The 21,235-nt window shown below is 72.8% G+C and carries 17 protein-coding genes and 1 pseudogene; 12 read left to right on the top strand and 6 right to left on the bottom strand.

The annotated features are described in order from the left end of the window. Positions 1-66: 66 nt before the first annotated feature. Positions 67-345 (bottom strand): hypothetical protein, encoded by a 279-nt coding sequence (locus tag KVT45_RS02185; RefSeq protein WP_089101626.1) that lies wholly within the window; start codon positions 343-345, stop codon positions 67-69. Between the two features lie 28 nt (positions 346-373). After that, on the bottom strand, positions 374-1,165 hold the full coding sequence (locus tag KVT45_RS02190; protein WP_217544703.1) for a PspA/IM30 family protein: 792 nt from the start codon (positions 1,163-1,165) through the stop codon (positions 374-376). A 199-nt stretch (positions 1,166-1,364) separates the two neighbouring features. On the opposite strand from KVT45_RS02190, the gene KVT45_RS02195 reads away from it, so the two are divergent. From KVT45_RS02195 to KVT45_RS02205, 3 genes are all read left to right on the top strand, one after another. Next, a complete protein-coding gene (locus KVT45_RS02195) occupies positions 1,365-2,039 on the top strand; it encodes a DUF3043 domain-containing protein (RefSeq protein WP_217544705.1) in 675 nt (224 codons plus the stop codon). An 83-nt stretch (positions 2,040-2,122) separates the two neighbouring features. Then, on the top strand, positions 2,123-2,824 hold the full coding sequence (locus KVT45_RS02200; RefSeq protein WP_217544706.1) for a bifunctional 2-polyprenyl-6-hydroxyphenol methylase/3-demethylubiquinol 3-O-methyltransferase UbiG: 702 nt from the start codon (positions 2,123-2,125) through the stop codon (positions 2,822-2,824). 75 nt (positions 2,825-2,899) lie between these two features. Next, positions 2,900-3,979, top strand: a complete 1,080-nt coding sequence (locus KVT45_RS02205; protein ID WP_217544707.1) for a S1C family serine protease — start codon at positions 2,900-2,902, stop codon at positions 3,977-3,979. Positions 3,980-4,030: 51 nt separating this feature from the next. Here the strand turns inward: KVT45_RS02205 and KVT45_RS02210 are convergent, their stop codons facing one another. Further along, positions 4,031-4,243 carry a hypothetical protein gene (locus KVT45_RS02210; protein ID WP_217544708.1) on the bottom strand — a complete coding sequence of 71 codons (213 nt, stop codon included), beginning with the start codon at positions 4,241-4,243 and terminating at the stop codon, positions 4,031-4,033. A 205-nt stretch (positions 4,244-4,448) separates the two neighbouring features. Between KVT45_RS02210 and KVT45_RS02215 the strand changes: the two genes are divergently transcribed. Then, positions 4,449-5,648, top strand: a complete 1,200-nt coding sequence (locus KVT45_RS02215) for a bifunctional adenosylcobinamide kinase/adenosylcobinamide-phosphate guanylyltransferase (protein ID WP_217544709.1) — start codon at positions 4,449-4,451, stop codon at positions 5,646-5,648. Positions 5,649-5,798: 150 nt separating this feature from the next. On the opposite strand, the gene KVT45_RS02220 is transcribed toward KVT45_RS02215, so the two are convergent. Then, positions 5,799-6,776: a class I SAM-dependent methyltransferase gene (locus KVT45_RS02220; RefSeq protein WP_217544710.1), complete on the bottom strand. Its 978-nt coding sequence runs from the start codon at positions 6,774-6,776 to the stop codon at positions 5,799-5,801. Positions 6,777-6,926: 150 nt separating this feature from the next. Here KVT45_RS02220 and cobT point away from each other — a divergent pair, with 150 nt between their 5' ends. From cobT to KVT45_RS02235, 3 genes are all read left to right on the top strand, one after another. After that, entirely contained in the window at positions 6,927-7,997 is a 1,071-nt protein-coding gene (cobT, locus tag KVT45_RS02225; protein ID WP_217544711.1) for a nicotinate-nucleotide--dimethylbenzimidazole phosphoribosyltransferase, read from the top strand. A 433-nt stretch (positions 7,998-8,430) separates the two neighbouring features. Next, on the top strand, positions 8,431-10,251 hold the full coding sequence (locus tag KVT45_RS02230; protein WP_217544712.1) for a phosphatidylglycerol lysyltransferase domain-containing protein: 1,821 nt from the start codon (positions 8,431-8,433) through the stop codon (positions 10,249-10,251). Between the two features lie 10 nt (positions 10,252-10,261). After that, positions 10,262-11,011 carry a hypothetical protein gene (locus tag KVT45_RS02235; protein ID WP_217544713.1) on the top strand — a complete coding sequence of 250 codons (750 nt, stop codon included), beginning with the start codon at positions 10,262-10,264 and terminating at the stop codon, positions 11,009-11,011. Here the strand turns inward: KVT45_RS02235 and KVT45_RS02240 are convergent. Continuing rightward, positions 10,924-11,715, bottom strand: coding sequence for a hypothetical protein (locus KVT45_RS02240; RefSeq protein ID WP_217544714.1), 792 nt, complete (start codon positions 11,713-11,715; stop codon positions 10,924-10,926). The two genes, KVT45_RS02235 and KVT45_RS02240, sit on opposite strands and share 88 nt — an antisense overlap. 108 nt (positions 11,716-11,823) lie before the next feature. Here KVT45_RS02240 and KVT45_RS02245 point away from each other — a divergent pair, with 108 nt between their 5' ends. After that, complete coding sequence (locus KVT45_RS02245; protein ID WP_217544715.1) at positions 11,824-12,618, top strand: adenosylcobinamide-GDP ribazoletransferase; 795 nt, start codon at positions 11,824-11,826, stop codon at positions 12,616-12,618. A 9-nt stretch (positions 12,619-12,627) separates the two neighbouring features. Here KVT45_RS02245 and KVT45_RS02250 read toward each other — a convergent pair whose 3' ends face one another. Beyond that, positions 12,628-13,401 (bottom strand): endo alpha-1,4 polygalactosaminidase, encoded by a 774-nt coding sequence (locus KVT45_RS02250; protein WP_217544716.1) that lies wholly within the window; start codon positions 13,399-13,401, stop codon positions 12,628-12,630. 429 nt (positions 13,402-13,830) lie between these two features. Here KVT45_RS02250 and KVT45_RS02255 point away from each other — a divergent pair, with 429 nt between their 5' ends. From KVT45_RS02255 to KVT45_RS02265, 4 genes and pseudogenes are all read left to right on the top strand, one after another. Next, on the top strand, positions 13,831-15,375 hold the full coding sequence (locus KVT45_RS02255) for a leucyl aminopeptidase (protein WP_217544717.1): 1,545 nt from the start codon (positions 13,831-13,833) through the stop codon (positions 15,373-15,375). Positions 15,376-15,709: 334 nt separating this feature from the next. Then, positions 15,710-17,098 carry a dihydrolipoyl dehydrogenase gene (gene lpdA, locus KVT45_RS02260; protein WP_217544718.1) on the top strand — a complete coding sequence of 463 codons (1,389 nt, stop codon included), beginning with the start codon at positions 15,710-15,712 and terminating at the stop codon, positions 17,096-17,098. Between the two features lie 60 nt (positions 17,099-17,158). Then, positions 17,159-18,139, top strand: a pseudogene (locus KVT45_RS56075) (biotin/lipoyl-containing protein); the annotation flags it as partial. Between the two features lie 87 nt (positions 18,140-18,226). Further along, a complete protein-coding gene (locus KVT45_RS02265; RefSeq protein WP_308310627.1) occupies positions 18,227-21,226 on the top strand; it encodes an SDR family NAD(P)-dependent oxidoreductase in 3,000 nt (999 codons plus the stop codon). The last annotated feature ends 9 nt before the right edge of the window (positions 21,227-21,235 follow it).

The following is a 21,235-nucleotide window of genomic DNA, read 5'->3' on the forward strand; positions in this document are numbered from 1 at the left end:
CCCCAGACCCCCGCTTCGGCCTGAACGGCCTCGTCCTCGAACGCCGGACGGGCTGTTTTCCAACCGTCAGCCCGGAATGAGACCGTCGTCCCTCAGCAGTGCCCTGACCTCCTCCAGGGTCGCGTCCGGGGACGGGAGGATCAGGTCGGAGGGTTCCAGGGCGTCGTCCGGGAGCGGGGCGCCCAGTTCCCGGACCTTGTCCAGGAGGGCGCCCAGGGTGTGGCGGAAGGCTGCCTCGTCGCCGGACTCCGTCTCCGCGAGGAGCTCGTCGTCCAGCTTGTTCAGTTCGGTGAGGTGGCTGTCGGCCAGCCTCACCTGGCCCTCCCCCATGATCCTCACGACCATGTCGGCCATGTCGCCCTCCAGGCGTCGGCTACTGCTTGTCGAAGCGCGGGGTGTCCTGCGGCTGCTGCGCCTGCTGGCCCTGGCCGGTGCCGCCCTCGATCGCCTGCTGGGGCGAACCGCCGGCGAGCTCGGCCTTCATGCGCTGCAGCTCCAGCTCCACATCCGTACCACCGGAGAGGCGGTCCAGCTCGGCGGCGATGTCGTCCTTGGCCGTGCCGGTCGGGTCGTCGAGGGCGCCGGAGGCGAGCAGTTCGTCGATGGCGCCGGCGCGGGCCTGGAGCTGCTGCGTCTTGTCCTCGGCGCGCTGGATGGCGAGGCCGACGTCGCCCATCTCCTCGGAGATGCCGGTGAAGGCCTCGCCGATGCGGGTCTGGGCCTGGGCGGCGGTGTAGGTGGCCTTGATGGTCTCCTTCTTGGTGCGGAAGGCGTCCACCTTGGCCTGCAGGCGCTGGGCCGCGAGGGTGAGCTTCTCCTCCTCGCCCTGAAGGGTGGCGTGCTGCGTCTCCAGGTCGGTGACCTGCTGCTGGAGGGCGGCGCGGCGGGAGAGCGCCTCGCGGGCGAGGTCCTCGCGGCCGAGGGCGAGCGCCTTGCGGCCCTGGTCCTCCAGCTTGGTGGACTGCTGCTGGAGCTGGTTCAGCTGGAGTTCGAGGCGCTTGCGGGAGGTGGCGACGTCGGCCACCCCGCGGCGCACCTTCTGAAGCAGTTCGAGCTGCTTCTGGTACGAGTAGTCGAGGGTCTCGCGCGGGTCCTCGGCCCTGTCCAGGGCCTTGTTCGCCTTCGCGCGGAAGATCATCCCCATACGCTTCATGACACCGCTCATGGGCTTCGCGCGCCCCCTTCTGACGGACTCCAGCTCACAGATCCTGCGACAGAACCCACAGTACGGGCCCTGCCTCCATTACCGCACTGTTCGGGGACCGATGCGCTCATCCCCAAGGACGACTACGGACTGCTCCGCTCCGGCACAGGTAGTAGGTGTCCCCCTGAGCGAACCGTCTGCAACGTCCCCTCTGTCCCCCATGGAGACGTCTGGCGTTGCGGGATCGTTCCCCGCCGGACTAGGGCCCACACCCCACCACCCCGTACCCTTGGGTTTTGTGTTCCGTAGCCGTGCCAAGGATGAGAAGGCCACCGCCGACAAGGCGGGCGTGACCGACTCCAAGCAGACCCGTGACCCGCAGGCCCCCAAGGGCAGGCCCACGCCCAAGCGCAGTGAGGCCCAGACCCAGCGGCGCAGTGTGGCCAACACGCCGATCACGCGCAAGGACGCCGCCAAGCGTCAGCGCGACGAGCGGCGCACCGCCATGGAGCGGCAGCGCCAGGCGCTGGCCACCGGCGACGAGCGGTACCTGCCGGCCCGTGACAAGGGCCCGGTCCGCAGGTTCGCCCGCGACTGGATCGACTCGCGCATCAACGTGGCGGAGTTCTTCCTGCCGCTGGCCGTGGTCATCCTGGTCATGAGTGTGGTCAACAACGCGGCGATCAAGAACATCGCGCTGCTGCTGTGGCTGGTCGTGATCGTGCTCATCGTGCTCGACGCGGCCGTCAGCGGCTTCCGGCTGCGCAAGCGCCTCGCCGAGCGCTTCCCGGACCAGAACCGCAAGGGCGCCGTCACCTACGGTCTGTTCCGCTCTCTCCAGATGCGCCGGCTCCGGCTGCCCAAGCCGCAGGTCAAGCGCGGAGAGCGGCCCTGAGCACAGAGCCTTTCTCCGGGGGTGCGGCGAAGGCCTGGCTGACCAAGCTGGGCGGGCTGCGTGATGTCGTACGACAGGAGCTGGTGGCCCGCCAGCTCGACGAGCAGATAGCCGGGCGGTTCCCGGTCGGGCAGCGGCTGCGCGTGCTCGACGTGGGCATGGGCCAGGGCACGCAGGCGCTGCGGCTGGCCCGGGCCGGTCATCAGGTGACCGGTGTCGAGCGGGAACCGACGATGGTCGCGGCCGCACGGGAGGCCCTGGCCGGTGAGCCGGAGGGCATCCGCGAACGGGTGCGGATCGTCGAGGGGGACGGGCGGGACACGGGTGTCCACTTCCTGCCGGGCAGCTTCGACGTGGTCCTGTGCCACGGGGTGCTGATGTACGTCGAGGAGCCGGACGCGCTGCTCGCCGGGCTGGCCCGGATGCTGGCCCCGGGCGGGCTGCTGTCGCTGCTGGTGCGCAACGCCGACGCGCTGGCCATGCGGCCGGGGCTGAGCGGCGACTGGGCGGGCGCCCTGGGCGCCTTCGACACCGTCTCCTATCGCAACCGGCTGGGCCTGGACGTCCGGGCCGACCGGCTGGCCACCCTCACCGCCGCCCTCGCCGGGATCGGCGCCCCGCTGCAGTCCTGGTACGGCGTACGGGTGTTCACGGACACGGCCGCGGACGACGCCGGGGCACCGCCCGACATTCGGACGCTGCTGGCGGTGGAGGAGCGGGCCGGGCGGACGGATCCGTACCGGGCGGTCGCGGCGCTGCTGCACCTGTGCGGGGTGCGCGGCTGACCTTCGGCCGGTGCCGCTCCTCGTTCGGGCCAGCAGCGCGAGCCGGAGCGTCACCGCCACGGCGAGACTCGGTGCATGGACGCTTCCCCTGCTCGCCGGACCCGCCGTACGGCCGCCGTGCTCGGCTGCTGCTGCCTCGCTCTCGTCTCCGGATGTTCCGCCTTCGGGAGCGACGCGGCCGGGGACACCTCGGCCGGCCGGGCCGCCCCGGTGACGGCCGTCCCCATGGCGGCGACCGATCTGCAGAACCGGTACCAGAAGGTCATCAAGGACGTCCTGCCGTCGGTCGTGCAGATCCAGGCCAGCAGCGACCTGGGCTCGGGTGTGGTCTACGACGGCAACGGACACATCGTCACCAACGCGCACGTCGTGGGGAACGAGAAGAGGTTCAAGGTGACGACCGCCAACACGGAGGAACCGCTCACCGCGACGCTGGTGTACTCCTACCCCCAGCAGGACCTGGCGGTCATCAGGCTCGACAAGGTCCCGGACGGGCTGCGGGCGGCCGCCTTCGGGGACACCGAGAAGGTCCAGGTCGGGCAGATCACACTGGCCATGGGATCACCGCTCGGGCTGTCGTCCAGCGTGACCGAGGGGATCGTGTCGGCGACCGGACGGACCGTCAGCGAGAACACCGCGGGCGGCGGTACGGGCGCCACCATCCCCAACATGGTGCAGACCTCGGCGGCCATCAACCCCGGCAACAGCGGCGGCGCGCTGGTCAACCTGGACGGCCAGGTCGTCGGCATTCCGACGCTCGCCGCGAGCGACCCCAACCTGGGCGGCAGCGCGGCACCGGGGATCGGGTTCGCCATCCCGGCGTCGATGGTGACGACGGTCGCCGACCAGATCATCAAGCAGGGCAAGGTCACCGACTCGGGACGGGCCGCGCTCGGCATCACCGGGCGCACCGTCGTCGACGTGAACTACCAGCCGTCCGGGGTGGCCGTGGTCACCGTGAAACCGGGCGACGCGGCCGACAAGGCGGGCATCCGGCCCGGGGACATCATCACCAGGGTGGGGCACGACGACATCACCACCATCACCTCACTGGCCGAGTCGCTCGCCTCGGACCGGCCGGGGCAGAAGACGACGGTGACGTACAGCCGGGAGGGCGTCGACAGGACGGTGGACGTGACACTGGGCGAGCAGTGACGGCGGTCCGGGGCGACCGCGGAGAGCCGAGCCGCCCCGGACCGGCGCGTCTCAGGATTCGTCGGCGTGCATGCTCATCGGACCGTAGATCTCGGTGGCGTCCTCGTAGAGCCGCACCTGGTCGGCGCCGCCGGCCAGCAGGGCCTTCCACTGCTCGCCGATCCAGGACTCGGCGTCGCCCTGGGTGGTGAACTCCTCGGGTTCCACCGCGGGCTGGACCTCCGTCCCGTCGGCCTTCTCGAACCGCCACGTCCATGCCGTCATGTGGGCCTCCTTTGATCCAACTGGTGCATCGTATAAGGGCGCGGACAAAAACTCCGCTGGTTGTGGGCTTGTGTGCGGGCCCGGTGGGGGCTGAGCGCGCCCACGCGGCGGAGCCGCATATCGATACAGCCCCGCGCCCCTTTGGGGCGCGTTGCAGGGGGCGCCGGCTGAAGCGAGAACCGTCAGGACGGGTGAGAATCGGTCCGTGGAAGTGACATTGCTCGGTACCGGTGCTCCCGCGGGGCTGCCTCGCCCGGACTGTCCCTGTGCGGCCTGTTCGTGTGCTGTCGGGGAGGATGCCAGGGCGGCCACCGCGCTGCTCGTCGACGGGACGCTGCTGCTCGATCTGACGCCGGGCGCGGCGTTCGCGGCCGCCCGGGCCGGGCGGTCCCTCGGGGGTGTACGGCAGGTGCTGCTGTCGCATCCTCATGACGGGCCCGCCGTCGAGGTGCCGGCCGCACTGCCGCAGCCGGCCCGGGTGCCGGACGGGCGGGAGCTGGCGCTGCTGACGGGGCATCGGGTGCGGGCGGTGTCGATGGACGCGGGCGGCACCGGGTACGCGGTGACCGGCCCCGACGGGCAACGGCTGCTGTATCTCCCGCCGGGCGGGGCGCCGGCCGGGCTGGAGAACGGGAGCGCGGACTCGTACGACCTGGTGCTCCTCGACGTCGTCGGCCGGCCGGACGCGCTGGCGCGGCTGCGGGCGGTCGGCTCGGCCGGGCCGACCACTGATGTCGTCGCCGTCCATCTCGGCCATGACGTGCCGCCCGGCGCGGAGTTGCGGCGGCGGCTGGCGGCGGCCGGGGCGCGGGCGGTGCCGGACGGTACGACCCTGACGGTCGGGGTGTACGAGGACGTACCCGACGTGCCGCGCCGGACGCTGGTGCTGGGCGGGGCGCGGTCCGGGAAGTCCGTGGAGGCCGAACGGCGGCTGGAGTCCTTCCCCGACGTGCTGTACGTCGCCACGGGCGGTTCACGCGGCGGGGACACCGAGTGGGCGGCGCGGGTGGCCGTCCACCGCGAGCGGCGGCCGGGGTCGTGGCGTACGACGGAGACGTGCGACCTGGTGCCGCTGCTGGCGCAGGACGGGGCGCCGTTACTGATCGACTGTCTGTCGCTGTGGCTGACGGACGCGATGGACTCCGTCGGGGCGTGGGACGACACGGAGTGGGCGGCGGGCGGGGAGAAGGCGCTGCGGGAGCGGGTGCGGGAGCTGACGGAGGCGGTACGGGCGACGCGGCGGACGGTGGTGGCCGTGTCGAACGAGGTGGGGTCGGGAATCGTTCCGGCGACCGCGTCGGGGCGGCGGTACCGGGATGAACTGGGCCGGCTGAACGCGGCGTTCGCGGGTGAGTGCGAGCAGGTGGTGCTGGTGGTGGCGGGGCAGGTGGTGGTGCTGAGGTAGTGGGGGGGCGGGGGCCGGAGGGTAGGGACGCTTACCGGCGCTTGCCGGGTGCCGCCCGCGGCCGTATGAGACACGGCTGGGGAGCGCCCCTTTAGGGGCGCGTGGAACTGCGCGAGCAACCCCCACCGGCCCGCAGCCGGACTACGGCCGTCACCGCCCCTTTCTCGCGACGATCCGGTACGAGTTCGAGAAAGGCGTCCGGCGCAGCAGCGGAGCCAGGGCGTGGTCGGCAACGCTCGTCACGGCGATCAGCGGAGCCGTCGCCCGCAGCCACCGCTTCGGCAGCACCTGGCCCAGGGCCAGACCGACCGCCGCCGAGATGTCGTACGGCAGGTGGGGCGATTTCCGGTCGGTTCCGAGAATCTCGCAGCCCTGGGACTCCAGCTCCGCCCGGAGGTTGTCCAGCGGCATGAGGTGCAGGTGGCGGGGCTGGCCGTAGGGGATCCACCACCTGCCGAGGAGCCTGGCGAAGGCACTGCGCGGGTTGGGGACGTCGATCAGGACGTGGCCGCCGGGGCGCAGCGCCGTGAGGGCGGCGCGGAGTTCGGCGCGTGGGTCGGGGGTGTGTTCCAGGTGGTGGAACATGCTGACGACGTCGTAGCGGCCGCGCAGGCGGGCCAGGACCTCCGGGGCGGCCAGGTAGCCGCAGTGGGCCTCTTCGACGCGGCCCTCGGCCTGGGCCCGCGCCACGCGGAGGGTCGGGTCCAGGCCGTCGAAGGACGTGTAGGTGAAGAGTTCCTTCGCCTGGCGCGGGAAGTGGGCGTGGCCCGTGCCGACGTCCAGCCAGCTCTCCGGCTCCGGCAGCGCGAGCATCACGCGGGCGGCGGCGCGGTGCCGGCGGCGGCCGGCGCGGGTGGTGTGGAGGCGGTCGGTGTAGTCCTCCAGGCGGCCCTCGTAGAAGTCCCGGTGGTATAGGGCGAGGCCCTCCGGGGACAGCCGGGGGTTCTGGAAGGCGTGAGCACAGTCCCGGCACTCGTCGACGGTGAACGTGCCGGGCCGGTGGTGCAGGAGGTCGGGCGTGCGCAGCCGGGTGCGCAGGCGCCTGGAGCCGCACCAGGGGCAGTCCCCGCGGCGCGGCTCGTGGAACCGGTCGGGGCCCGGGGCGAGTTCGGGCGTGGGCGGCGGCATGGGCGGCTCCCTGTAATCCCTGTGCTCCCTGAACGCAATCCACTGCAAACCGGAACGTATGGGATACCGATCTTGCGTGCCAAGACGCCGTGCGGGTGTGGTGGCGATCTGGCACCGAACCGTTGGTTCCGTGCCGGTACTGTTCGGCGAATGAGCTCGCTTAATCTCGACGACTTCACCGATCTGATCGAGCGCCCCGACGGCGGTGTGCGCCGTGACGCCGAGGCGCGCCGGGAGCGGCTGATCGTGCCGCCCGGGTCGCTGGGCCGCCTCGACGACCTGGGTGAGTGGCTGGCCGCCGCGCAGGGTTCGGTACCGGTACGACCGGTCGAACGGCCGCGGGTCCTGCTCTTCGCCGGTGACCACGGCATCGCCGAACTCGGCGTCTCCGCACGGCCCGCGGGCAGCGCGGAGCTGCTGGTGCGGGCGATCCTTGAGGGCGGCAGCCCCGTGGCGGTCCTTGCCCGGCGGCTCGGGGTGCCGGTGCGGATCGTGGACATGGCGCTGGACTGCGACCCGGAGACGTTGCCCGAGGAGGTGGTACGGCATCGGGTGCGGCGGGGCAGCGGCCGTATCGACATCGAGGACGCGCTGACCCTGGAGGAGGCCGAGGCGGCCTTCCGGGCGGGCGTCGCGCTGGCCGACGAGGAGGCCGACTCGGGGACCGACCTGGTGGTGCTCGGTGACGTCAGCGTCGGCGGCACCACGGCGGCCTCCGTCCTTGTCGCCGCGCTGTGCGGGACGGACGCGTCCGTGGTGACCGGGCGGGGCGGGCTCGCCATCGACGACCTCGCGTGGATGCGGAAGTGTGCGGCGATCCGGGATGCGCTGCGGCGGGCGCGGCCGGTGCTCGGGGACCAGTTGCAGTTGCTGGCGACGGTCGGCGGGGCCGATCTCGCGGCGATGACCGGGTTCCTGCTGCAGGCGGCGGTGCGGAAGCTGCCGGTGGTGCTGGACGGGGTGGTGGTGGGTGCGTGCGCGCTGGTCGCGCAGCGGATCGCGTTCCGGGCGCCGGACTGGTGGCTGGCCGGGCACAACAGCGGGGAGCCGGGGCAGGCGAAGGCGCTGGACCGGATGGCCCTGGAGCCGCTCCTTGAGCAGGGCGTGACGGTGGGCGAGGGGGCGGGGGCGCTGCTGGCGCTGCCGCTGGTCCAGGCCGCGGCGGCACTGGCGGCGGAGCTGCCGGAGAAGCCGGAAGCCGAGGAGAAGCCGGAGGAGTAGTGGGCCCGCGGGTCAGGTCCGGGACGGCACCGCCGAGATGCGCCGTCCCGGCTGATCGCCGTCCCGGCTGATCGCCGTCCCGGCTGATCGCCGTCCCGGCTGATCGCCGTCGCGGCGGACAGAAGAGACCGGCAGACAAAAGGGGCCGACGCACAAGAGAACCGGCCGAGAAGAGGGACCGGTGGAGGAGACGGACCGGCGAGAAGAGAGACCGGCAAGAAGACGGACCGGTGAGACGGGGAGCTGGTGAGGGGCCGGTGGGTGTAGCGCCCCTTCAGGGGCGCGGGGAACTGCGCGATCGGCCGTAGTCGCGCGGCACTCGGCGTGTGACCGGTACCCGCGGCGGCGAGACCCGCGGTCCGCGTATGCGCCCGGCGGAAAAAGGGTGCGTGCGGCGGGGTTTGATGCGGGGGCGCCCATATGATCGCTCTCCATGGGAGATGTCCGAATTGCCGTCGAGCGGTGTGATGGACGTGGGTCGGGGCGGCGGGGTGCCGGGGTTTCCGAGCGGGCCGCCGCCTTTGCTGTGTGGTACTTGCGGGCCGTCGCCTTCGTCAATTTCCTCAGCGCGGTGTGGCTTTCGCTGGGGCAGGACGTGCGGCGGCACAACCAGGAGAACTTCTTCACGCCGTACCTGCTGACGGCCGGCTTCGCCTCCGGTGTGTTCACCGCGTTCCTCGCGATCACGATGCGGCGGCGGAAGCGGGCCGCGTGGATTCTCAACCTGGTGCTGAGCGGGCTCTTCCTCGCGCTGTTCGCGTTCGCCATGGCCTTTCCGGAGATCCGGCGGTACGCGCAGAACTGGATCTCGATCGTGCTGACCGCCGCGTTCGTGGGGGCGCTGCTCGTCGGGCGGCGGGAGTTCTACGCCAAGGGCGACCGGTCCAACCCCCGCCTCGCCGCCACCGTCGCCGTGGGCGGCGGGCTCGTCGCCTCGCTGCTCGCCGCTCTCCTGGTCACCGTCACCAACCAGGCCTCGCACGCGGGGCGTTCGACGTTCCTGGAGCGCTGGCACTACGGCACCCTCCGCCTGGTGTCGGTCGCCGCCGACCCCACCCGGTTCCCGGACATCGCGCCGCCCAACTGGGTGAACGTCGTCGTCAACGTGCTCAGCACGCTGCTCGTGCTCGCCGTCTTCTACGCCGCCTTCCGTTCCCGCCGTGCCGTCGACCCGATCACCGAGGACGACGAGAAGCAGCTGCGGGTGCTGCTGGAGCGGCACGGCGAGCGGGACTCGCTCGGGTACTTCGCGTTGCGGCGGGAGAAGAGCGTGGTGTGGTCGCCGACCGGGAAGGCGGCGGTGGCCTATCGGGTGGTGGGCGGGGTGAGCCTGGCCTCCGGGGATCCGATCGGGGATCCGGAGGCGTGGCCGGGGGCCATCGTGCCGTGGCTCGGCGAGGCACGGACGCACGGGTGGATCCCCGCGGTGATGGGGGCGAGCGAGGAGGCCGGGACCGTGTACGCGCGGCACGGGCTGGACGCGCTGGAGCTCGGTGACGAGGCGATCGTCGAGGTCGCCGAGTTCACGCTGGAGGGGCGGGCGATGCGGACCGTCCGCCAGGCGTACAACCGGGTCGGGCGGGCCGGGTACGCGGTGCGGATCCGCCGTCACGAGGACATTCCGGCGGACGAGATGTCGTATCTGATCCGGCGCGCCGACGACTGGCGGGACGGGGCCACCGAGCGCGGGTTCAGCATGGCGCTGGGGCGGCTCGGGGACTCCCGGGACGGGCGGTGCGTGATGCTGGAGTGCACGGACGGGGAGGGGGAGTTGCGGGCCCTGCTCTCCTTCGTGCCGTGGGGGCCGGGCGGGCTCTCCCTCGATCTCATGCGGCGGGACCGGGACTCCGACAACGGCCTGATGGAGTTCATGGTCATCGAACTGCTGCGGCGTGCCGGAGAGATCCGGATCACGCAGGTTTCGCTCAACTTCGCGATGTTCCGTTCGGTCTTCGAACGTGGTGCGCGTCTCGGCGCGGGGCCGGTGCTGCGGCTGTGGAGATCCTTGCTGAGCTTCTTCTCCCGGTGGTGGCAGATCGAGTCCCTGTACCGGGCCAACGCCAAGTACCGGCCCATCTGGGAACCCCGGTTCCTGCTCTTCGAGAAGAGCGCGGACCTGCCGCGCATCGGCCTGGCGTCGGCGCGCGCGGAGGGGTTCCTGGAGGCGCCGGGGCTGCCGAAGTGGTTGCACCGGCGGCACCTGGACACGGAACGGGACGCGCACCGGGACGCACGACGAGACACGCACGGATGAGGACCACCGCATGAAGCCGCTCGCCCGCTGGGCCCGCGCCGAATGGGGGCTGTTGTCCGCCACCGTGCGCGGACCGCTGGCGAAGCGCCGGCTGCGGGCGGTGCCCATGACGGCCGGGGCGGTGTGCCTGACCGCGCTGCTGCAGTTCGCGCAGAACCAGTCGTGGGGCTACCGCTTCGTGCAGGAGGCCGGGGCGGTGCGCGCCGCGGACCCGCTGTGGGCGGCCCTGCTGCGTACTCCCCTGTCGTTGTTCGTGCCGGCACTGGACCTTCCGGTGTGGGGCGCACTGGCCCAGATCCTGGTGGTGTTCGGCATCGCCGAGGTGTGCCTGGGCTGGTGGCGGACCCTGGCCGTCGCGTACGTGGCGACCCTCGCCGGCACGCTGTACGCCCGGCTCGGCATCGCGCTGGGGCCGCACGGTCCGCCGGGTCTGCCGGCCTCCGACGCCCGGGTCGTGGACACCGGGCCGTCGGCCGCCGTCGTCGGGCTCGCGGTCTACCTGGGCTGGCGGTACGGCGCCTACGTCACCGCCGGTGCGGTGGCGGCCGCGATGGCGGTCGAGGTGGCGCTGAAGGACAACCTCGCGGGCAAGGAGCACCTGGCGGCCATCGCGGGCGTGGCGGCGCTGTGCGCGGCGGTGCCGGTGGGGATGCGGCTGTGGCACCGGCGGCGTCAACGGCGGCCGGGGTCGGGGCCAGGACCGGGGCCGGGAAGCCGTACCGGTTCGGGGCGGTCGGGTTTGCCGCCGATCCAGTCCTGAAGGGGCCGGGTGAGCCGGGACCAGCGGCGGTCGTGGTGATAGGCGCGCAGTCCTGCCCTGGCCCGGGCGCGCGGCCGGTTGCCGTAGAAGCGGCGGGCCCAGGCCGAGCCGGGGCGGGCCAGCCGGGCCGCGCCGACGAGGCCGACCAGCGGGACGATCACCCCGAAGATCGCGATGCGGGCCTTGCCCTTGCTCAGGGCGACGAGGGAGAAGACGAAGTTGGCCACGACGTTCGCGATGACGGCCCCCCGGTCCTGGAGTTCGTCCGCCGAGAGGTCGTTGACGCCGAACGGCGAGAACCCGGCGAGCAACAGCCCCACCAGAGCGGCCGTGATGACGACGACCTCGACGCTCTTGCGGCCCTCCTCGGTCCAGTAGACGTCGCCGAGGTGCAGGATCAGCGCGAACTCGTCGAGGACGAGCCCGGCGCCGATCCCGAAGACGATCGCGGCGAGGGCCGCGCCGAAGCCGTTGCGGGAACTGGCGACCGCGCCGAAGCCGCCGATGACGACGAGGACGACCCCGGGGACCACATGGTGGATGTGCAGCCCGCCCGCCTTCACGTTGCCGAACGGGCCCTTTCCGGCGCGGATCAGCCGGGTGATGACGCGTGTGATCACAAAGGTCAGGACGAAGGCGGTCAGGGCCAGCAGCAGCGGGAGCTTGCCCGGCTCGACGATGTTCCGCTCCAGCCAATGTCCCATGTGCGCACTTTATCCCTGGCCGGGAGCCCGACCGGTGGCCCGACCGGGAGTCCGGCGGGAGTCCGGCCGGGGACGCGGACCTTCCTGACCACCGGGTAACCTGCGCCGGTGGCTGCGACCTCTGCGACTCCCTGGCCGGACGGCCTCCGCTTCGCCTTCGGCACGCTCACCGTGTTCCCCGTGAAGGTCACCCGCTGGGACCGTGAGGCGGCCCGCGGCGGCATGCTGTCCGCTCCGCTGGCCGGCCTCGCGGTCGGCGTCTGCGCGGGGGCGGTCGGTGCGCTGCTGGTGGCGCTCGGGGCGAGTGCGCTGGTGGCCGCGGTCGCCGCCGTCGCCGTACCGGCCGTGCTCACCCGGGGGTTGCACCTGGACGGCCTCGCCGACACCGCCGACGGCCTGGGCAGCGGCAAGCCCGCCGAGGACGCCCTGCGGATCATGAAGCAGTCGGACATCGGGCCGTTCGGGGTGATCACGCTCGTCTTCGTCCTGCTCGGGCAGGTGGCCGCGCTGGCCCAGGCCTACGGCGACGGGTGGGCGCGGGGCGCCCTGGCGGCGGTCGTCGCGGCGACGGTGGCCAGGCTGGCGCTGACGCTGGCCGCGGTGGAGGGGGTGCCCGCCGCCCGGCCGGAGGGGCTGGGGGCGGCGGTGGCCGGGGTGGTGCCCAAGGTGGGGGCGACCGTGGTCACGTTCGCGGTGATGCTGCTGGCGGCGGGCGCCGGGGCACTGGTCGGGCCGGGCGACAGCCTGCGGGCGCTGCTCGCGGTGGTGGTGGCCGAGGCCGCGACGGACGGGCTGCTACGGCACTGCAGGCGACGGTTCGGCGGGGTGACCGGGGATGTGTTCGGGGCACTCGCCGAGACGGCGGCGACGGCGGCGCTCGTGGTGTTCTCGCTGGGCCACTGAAGGACCGCTTCAGCAGGCTTTTCGCCAGACCCCCAGCTCGTACTTCTTCTCCAGCGAGCTCAGTCGCAGCCTGCGTGACTGTGCGCAGAACCTGCTCGTCGGCAGTTCGTACTCCACGTGGAAGACCGCCTTGTCCGCCTTGACGAACGGCTTCAGGTCGTCGCACTCGCCGTACTGGGCGCACTGCTCGTTCACCGCGAAGTCGAAGTCCCCCACCAACTGCGGGATCTGGTCCAGGTCGTTCTTCAGGCCCACCGACATGCCCCGGTCGTGGGCGAGCCGGGCGATGAGCCTGTTGTAGCGGAGCTGGTCGGCCGCATCGAGGGGGAAGCCCGTGCGGTTCTCGTAGCCGTCCATGTTGTCCGGCTCCACCGCGTCGAAGCCCTTGTCCCTGCACATGTCGAAGCGGGCCGCCATCAACGGCTCCAGCACGTCCGTACGGCGGATGTCCAGCCAGCGCTCGCCCTCCCAGCCGTTGCCGCGGCCGAGCACCGACGCCGGGAACCTCTTCGCGTCGGGGCGCCAGTTCTCGTAGGCGCCGGTGGAGACGTAGCAGATGACCCTGCGGCCCTTGTCGTGCAGCGTGGCGACCGTCGCCCTGGACTGGTCGAAGCCGTCGATGTCGTAGACGGACGCCTCGACGGAGGTGTCGACACGGCCGCTCAGCTGCCACTGCCAGCTGACGCCCGGCCTCGGTCGCCAGCGTCCGGCGTCGTCCGGGGCCCGGGTGCAGCCGGCGAGCAGGGCCAGGAGGGCGAGCAGCGGGACGGCGCGGAGGTTCACCGGGCGGGCTCCAGGGTGTGCGGCGAGGTACCCGATGGATGATCTCCCGTCCCGGACACGGCGCAGTACACCGGGGCCCCGTGCGCGGTCGAGCAGCGGGGAACCGCGCGAACGGACGTCGGCCGCGGGTCCGTTGAGGCCGCTCGCGCCCACGCGGCGGAGCCGCACACGGATACAGCCCCGCGCCCCTGAAGGGGCGCTCCGCCTCCCGGCGCGATGGAAAGTGGCCACGACGCCACCCCCAGGTGAACACCCGCAGGAATGAGCGAACGCATACACACGCGTAGGCTCGTCCCGGGTGTTCGCCGACGGGGTGAAGGCCCCGGTGGTCAAGCGCCCCGAGGGAACTCCTCAGGGTCGCTTCCCGGGCCCGGTCGACCCACCCGCTCGGCCACTGCAACTCAACATCGGAAGCGAGATTCCACCACCGTGACTGCTCTCACTCTCAGCACCTCAGCGGCGCCCGGCCTCCGGGCCGACGCGATCGTGATCGGTGTCGCCAAGGGCGCCAAGGGCCCGGTCGTCGCCCCGGGCGCCGAAGCCGTGGACACGGCCTACGACGGCAGGCTGGCCGCCGTCCTGGAGACCCTCGGTGCCTCGGGTGCCGAGGGCGAACTGACGAAGCTGCCCGCTCCGGCCGGCTTCAAGGCCCCGCTGGTCATCGCGGTGGGCCTGGGCGCCGAGCCCGGCCGGGACGCCGACTACGAGGCCGAGGCGCTGCGCCGGGCGGCCGGTGTCGCCGCCCGCACGCTGGCCGGGGCCAAGAAGGCGGCCTTCGCGCTGCCGGTCGAGGACGCGGCCGCCGTGGGCGCGATCAGCGAGGGTGTCCTGCTCGGCGCCTACTCCTTCGACACGTACAAGGACAACGGTGCCGGCACCGGCACCGGCAAGAACGCGAAGGCGAAGAACGGCAGGACCCCGCTCGCCGAGGGCGTGCTGCTCGGCGGCAAGCCGCGGGACGCGGCCCACAAGGCGGCCCTGGCCCGCGCCACCGCCGTCTGCGAGGAGCTCAACCGGGCCCGCGACCTGGTCAACACCCCGCCGAACGACCTCACGCCGGCCGCGTTCGCCGCGATCGCCCAGGGCGCGGCCAAGGAGCACGGCCTCAAGATCCAGGTGCTCGACGACAAGGCGCTCGCCAAGGACGGGTACGGCGGCATCCTCGGCGTCGGCGGCGGCTCGGCCGCGACCCCGCGGCTGGTGAAGCTGTCGTACACGCACGCCGACGCGGACAAGCACCTCGCCTTCGTCGGCAAGGGCATCACCTACGACTCGGGCGGCATCTCGCTCAAGCCGGCCGGCCACAACGAGACGATGAAGTGCGACATGAGCGGCGCGGCGGCGGTGTTCGCGGCCGTCGTCACGGCGGCGCGGCTCGGCCTGCCGGTCAATGTGACCGGGTGGCTGGCGCTGGCCGAGAACATGCCGTCCGGCACCGCCGTGCGCCCGGGTGACGTGCTGCGCATGTACAGCGGCAAGACCGTCGAGGTGCTCAACACGGACGCGGAGGGCCGGCTGGTGCTCGCCGACGCGCTGTGGGCGGCGTCGGCGGAGCAGCCGGACGCGATCGTGGACGTGGCGACGCTGACCGGCGCGATGATGCTGGCGCTGGGCAGCCGGACGTTCGGGATCATGGCCAACGACGACGCGTTCCGCTCCGCGGTGCACGAGGCCGCGGAGGAGGTGGGCGAGCCGGCGTGGCCGATGCCGCTGCCCGAGCACCTGCGCAAGGGGATGGACTCCCCCACCGCGGACATCGCGAACATGGGTGAGCGGATGGGCGGCGGGCTGGTCGCCGGGCTCTTCCTGCGCGAGTTCGTGGGTGAGGGGATCACCTGGGCGCACCTGGACATCGCGGGGCCGGCGTTCAACGAGGGGGGCGCCTTCGGCTACACGCCGAAGGGGGGCACGGGGTCGGCGGTGCGGACGCTGGTGCGGCTGGCGGAGCTGACCGCCGAGGGCGACCTGGGCTGACGTCGGTTTTTGTGGACGGGACCTCGCACGCGGGTAGGGCGGGGTCCCGTCGCCTATTGGTTCGGGGCTTTCGGTTGTGTGGCGACTGCGGGTGATTCGTGGCTTGTCGCGCAGTTCCCCGCGCCCCTGACGGGGCGCTGTCCTCGGGGCGTTATCAAGTGAGCGTGTGGTGTCTCACACCCCGGCCCCGCGTCTCGTTCACCTCCGACAAGTGCGAAGATGGGGCTCGGCAGGACAGGGCCCCACCCACAGGGCCGAAGAAGAGCGGCCGGACACCAGCCGCCGACCGGTCACCGTTGACCGGCGTACGGCGCACATGCATGGAGGACGTGACGTGGCGAACGACGCCAGCACCGTTTTCGACCTAGTGATCCTCGGCGGTGGTAGTGGCGGTTACGCCGCGGCCCTGCGCGGGGCGCAGCTGGGCCTGGACGTCGCCCTGATCGAGAAGGACAAGGTCGGCGGTACCTGCCTGCACCGGGGTTGCATCCCCACCAAGGCCCTGCTGCACGCGGGCGAGATCGCCGACCAGGCCCGCGAGAGCGAGCAGTTCGGTGTCAAGGCCACCTTCGAGGGCATCGACGTGCCGGCCGTCCACAAGTACAAGGACGGCGTCATCGCCGGTCTGTACAAGGGCCTGCAGGGTCTGATCGCCTCGCGCAAGGTGACGTACATCGAGGGCACGGGGCGTCTCTCCTCCCCGACCTCCGTGGACGTGAACGGCCAGCGCATCCAGGGCCGCCACGTGCTCCTCGCGACCGGCTCCGTGCCGAAGTCGCTGCCGGGCCTGGAGATCGACGGCGACCGGATCATCTCCTCCGACCACGCCCTCGTCCTGGACCGCGTGCCCAAGTCCGCGATCATCCTGGGCGGCGGGGTCATCGGCGTCGAGTTCGCCTCCGCCTGGAAGTCCTTCGGTGCCGACGTCACCGTCATCGAGGGCCTCAAGCACCTCGTCCCGGTCGAGGACGAGAACTCCTCCAAGCTTCTTGAGCGCGCGTTCCGCAAGCGCGGCATCAAGTTCAACCTGGGCACCTTCTTCTCGAAGGCCGAGTACACCGCCGACGGCGTCAAGGTCACCCTCGCCGACGGCAAGGAGTTCGAGGCCGAGGTCCTGCTGGTGGCGGTGGGCCGCGGGCCCGTCTCCGCCGGTCTCGGTTACGAGGAGCAGGGTGTCGCCATGGACCGCGGCTACGTCCTGGTCGACGAGTACATGCGGACCAACGTCCCGACCATCTCCGCCGTCGGCGACCTGGTCCCGACCCTCCAGCTCGCGCACGTCGGCTTCGCCGAGGGCATCCTGGTGGCGGAGCGCCTGGCGGGTCTGAAGACCGTCCCGATCGACTACGACGGTGTTCCCCGGGTCACGTACTGCCACCCTGAGGTCGCCTCCGTGGGCATCACCGAGGCCAAGGCCAAGGAGATCTACGGCGCGGACAAGGTCGTCGCTCTCAAGTACAACCTGGCGGGCAACGGCAAGAGCAAGATCCTGAACACCGCGGGCGAGATCAAGCTCGTCCAGGTGAAGGACGGTGCCGTGGTCGGCGTCCACATGGTCGGCGACCGCATGGGCGAGCAGGTCGGCGAGGCCCAGCTGATCTACAACTGGGAGGCGCTGCCCGCCGAGGTCGCCCAGCTCATCCACGCCCACCCGACGCAGAACGAGGCGATGGGCGAGGCCCACCTGGCCCTGGCCGGCAAGCCCCTGCACTCGCACGACTGACCCTCGGTCGACACAAGCGACGACTCAGACTTCCGCAATTCGTAAGGAGCAACCGAAACCATGGCGGTTTCCGTAACCCTTCCGGCGCTCGGCGAGAGCGTCACCGAGGGCACCGTCACCCGCTGGCTGAAGGCCGAGGGTGAACGCGTCGAGGCCGACGAGCCGCTGCTCGAAGTCTCGACCGACAAGGTCGACACCGAGATCCCGGCCCCCGCCTCGGGCATCCTGGCCTCGATCAAGGTCGCCGAGGACGAGACGGTCGAGGTCGGCGCCGAGCTGGCCATCATCGACGACGGCACCGGCGCCCCGGCTGCCGCTCCGGCCCCGGCCGCCGAGCCCGTCGCCGCCCCGGCCCCCGCGCCGGTCGCCGAGGCCCCCGCCGCCCCGGCCCCCGCCCCCGCCGCCGCTGCCCCCGCCGCCCCGGCCGGTGGCGCGTCCGGCACGGACGTGGTCCTGCCCGCGCTCGGTGAGTCCGTCACCGAGGGCACCGTCACCCGCTGGCTGAAGTCGGTCGGCGACTCCGTCGAGGCCGACGAGCCGCTGCTCGAGGTGTCGACCGACAAGGTCGACACGGAGATCCCGGCGCCCACCTCGGGTGTGCTGCTGGAGATCACGGTCGGCGAGGACGAGACCGCCGAGGTCGGCGCCAAGCTCGCCGTCATCGGCGCCCCGGGTGCCGCTCCGGCGGCCGCCCCGGCTCCGGCCGCCCCGGCTCCGGCGCCCGTCGCCGCTGCCCCGGCTCCGGCCCCTGCCGCTCCGGCCCCCGCGCCCGCCCCCGCCGCGCCCGTCCCCGCCCCTGCTGCCCCCGCGCCCACGGCCGAGGTATCCGCCGACGATGTGGCCGCGGCCCTGCTCGACGTCGTGTCGCAGAAGACCGGTTACCCGGCGGAAATGCTCGACCTCGGTATGGACGTGGAGGCGGACTTGGGCATCGACTCCATCAAGCGCGTCGAGATCATGGGCGTCCTCCAGGAGCGGTTCCCCAGCCCCACCCCCGTCGGCCCCGAACAGCTGGCGGAACTGCGCACGTTGAGCGAGATCGTCGGCTTCGTGCTCAGCCTCGGTGGTGCGAGCGCCCCGGCGCCGGCCGAGACGTCCGTGCCCGGCACCGGGTTCAGCACCGAGGCCGTGACGGCGGCTCTGCTCGGTGTCGTGGCCCAGAAGACCGGCTACCCCGCCGACATGCTCGACCTCACCATGGACGTCGAAGCCGACCTCGGCATCGACTCCATCAAACGCGTCGAGATCATGGGCGTCCTCCAGGAACAGTTCCCCAGCCCCACCCCCGTCGGCCCCGAACAACTCGCCGAACTCCGCACGCTGAACGAGATCGTCGGCTTCGTGCTGGAGCTCGGCGGCGAGCGCCCGGCCGCGGCCCCTGCGCAGGCCGCCCCTGCCGCGGCCGTCTCCGCCGACGACGTGCGCGCCGCCCTGCTCGGTGTCGTGGCCCAGAAGACCGGCTACCCCGCCGACATGCTCGACCTCACCATGGACGTCGAAGCCGACCTCGGCATCGACTCCATCAAACGCGTCGAGATCATGGGCGTCCTGCAGGAGCAGTTCCCCAGCCCCACCCCGGTCGGCCCCGAACAGCTGGCCGAGCTGCGGACGTTGGGCGACATCGTGGGCTTCGTGACCGGGCTCTCCGACGGCGCAGGTACCGAGCCCGCCCCCGCGGCGGCCGCCCAGCCGCCCACGACGGCCACCGCCGCCGCCACCGCCCCGGCCCCCTCCCCAATCGGCCGCGGCCACGCCGCCCTGCTGGACCTGCCGCTCCCGGACCGCCTGGTCGGCGCCTACCCGCAGGGGGCGACGGCGCTGGTCGTGGACGACGGCAGTGAGGTCGCCCAGGCCGTCGCCGCGCGGCTCGGCGAGAGCGGCTGGCTGGTGCGTGTGCTGCGGCTGCCCGGCGTCCCGCAGCGCGTCGCCGGAGCCGCCGACCTTCCGCTGACCGGCTGGGGCGCATCTGAACTCGCCGCCAGGGTGGAGGAGTTGGGCGCCGATCCGGTGCACCTGGCCGTCACGTTCGCGGCCGTGGACGGGCTGCCGTGGTCCGAGGGCGTCCGCCGCCTCGCGCACACGCTGCTCACCGCCCGGCACCTGGTCGCCCCGCTCACCGCGGCCGCCGCGACGGGCCACCGTGCCGCCTTCGTGACCGTCACCCGGCTGGACGGCGCCTTCGGGCTCACCGGTGTCGCCGAGGACGCGGCCCCGGCCGGCGGCGTGGGCGGTCTGGTGAAGACCCTCGCCGTGGAGGCACCGGAGCTGTTCTGCCGCGCGCTGGACCTGGCTCCGGGGCTGGGCGCCGACGCGGCGGCCGACCTGGTCCTGGAGGAACTGTTCGACGCGGGGACGAGCCCGGTCCAGGTGGGCCGTGACGGGGTCCGGCGGGTCGCGCTGACACTCGGCGAGCAGGACCCGGCCGCCGCGCGCACCGGCGCCCCGCTCTCCGCCGACGACCTCCTGGTCGTCACCGGCGGCGGCCGCGGCATCACCGCCCGCTGTGCCGTGGCCCTGGCGGCCGCGCACCGGCCGGGCCTGCTGCTCCTCGGCCGTACCGCGCTCGGCACCGAGCCCGCGTGGGCGAACGGGCTGACCGACGCGGGCGCCCTGAAGGCCGCGGCCGTCGAGCAGCTCAAGGCGGCCGGTGAGAAGCCCACCCCTAAGCGGGTGGAGCAGCTCTACGGGTCGGTGGTCGGCGAGCGGGAGGTCAGGCAGACCCTGGCCGAGATCCGGGCGGCCGGCGCCGAGGCCGAGTACCTTGCCGTGGACATCACCGACGCGGCCGCGACCGCCGCCGCCCTCGCGCCGTACCGGGAGCGGATCACGGGTCTGGTGCACGGCGCGGGTGTGCTCGCGGACCAGCTGATCGCTGCGAAGAAGGCCGCCGAGATCGAGCGGGTCTTCGCCGTCAAACTGGGCGGGCTGCGCTCGGTGGTGGCCGCGCTGCCCGCCGAACGGCTGCGCCACGTCCTGCTGTTCTCGTCGGTCGCCGGGTTCTTCGGCAACCGGGGTCAGTCGGACTACGCGATGGCCAACGAGGTCCTCAACGCCTGGGCCGGCGCCTTCCGCGCCGGCCACCCGCAGGCGCATGTCACTTCGCTGAACTGGGGCGCGTGGGACAGCGGGATGGTCTCGCCGCAGATCAAGGCGGTCTTCGAGGAGCGCGGCATCGCGCTGATCCCGGAGGAGACCGGAACCCGGCTGTTCGCCGGGCAGTTCGCGCCCGAGCGGGCCGGTGACACGGTCGTGGTGCTCGGTCCGACCACGCCCCTGTCGGTGCCCGGGCGGACCGCGCCGGCGGCGCCGGTCGTCCTGGAGCGGGACCTGTCCGCGCTGGCCGGCGAACCGCTGGTCACCGACCACGTGATCGGCGACGCGCCGGTGCTGCCGGCCACGGCGGCGCTGGGCTGGGCGGTGGGCTCGGTCGAGCGGCTGACCGGCGCCGAGGTCGCCGAGGTCCGGGACTTCGCGGTGCACAAGGGCGTCGTCTTCGACGGCGAGGCCGACACCGGGCGCTTCCAGCTGACGGCCGACCCGGTGCCGGACGGCACCGAGGCCGACGTGACGATCCGCTCGGTGGGCGAGGACGGGACCGTACGCCCGCGGTACGCGGCACGGGTGCTGTTCGGCGCCGGTTCGGCACCGGCTCCCCGGGTCGGCGGGCTCCCCACGCCGGGCGGCGGCAGCGACGCGCAGGTCTTCTACGCCGACGGCACGCTGTTCCACGGTCCGTCGCTGCGCGGGCTGCGCCGGGTGCTGGAGTCGGCCGAGGCGCGGCTGGTCCTGGAGTGCGCGCTGGCCGAACACCGGCCCGCGGGCGGGGCGTTCGGGTCCGCGCGGTACGCGCCCGGCACCGCCGACCTGCTGCTGCAGGCCGCGCTGGTGTGGATGCGGGTCAACCGTGACACGGCGACGCTGCCGGTCGGGGTGGCCCGGGCCGAGCTGTTCGAGGCGCTGCCCGACGGCGAGCCGTTCCTGGTCGTGGTCGAGCCGGTCCAGGCCAACGGCACCGGCGCGACGCTCACCGTGACGGCGTGCGCTCCCGACGGACGGGTGCTGACCCGGCTCACGGGCGTGTCGCTGGTGTCCACCCCGCAGCTGGCCGCCTCGTTCGCCCGCCGCTGAGCCGACGCC

The organism is Streptomyces sp. GbtcB6 (assembly GCF_019091475.1).
In the GTDB taxonomy this organism is placed as follows: Bacteria; Actinomycetota; Actinomycetes; order Streptomycetales; family Streptomycetaceae; genus Streptomyces; species Streptomyces hyaluromycini.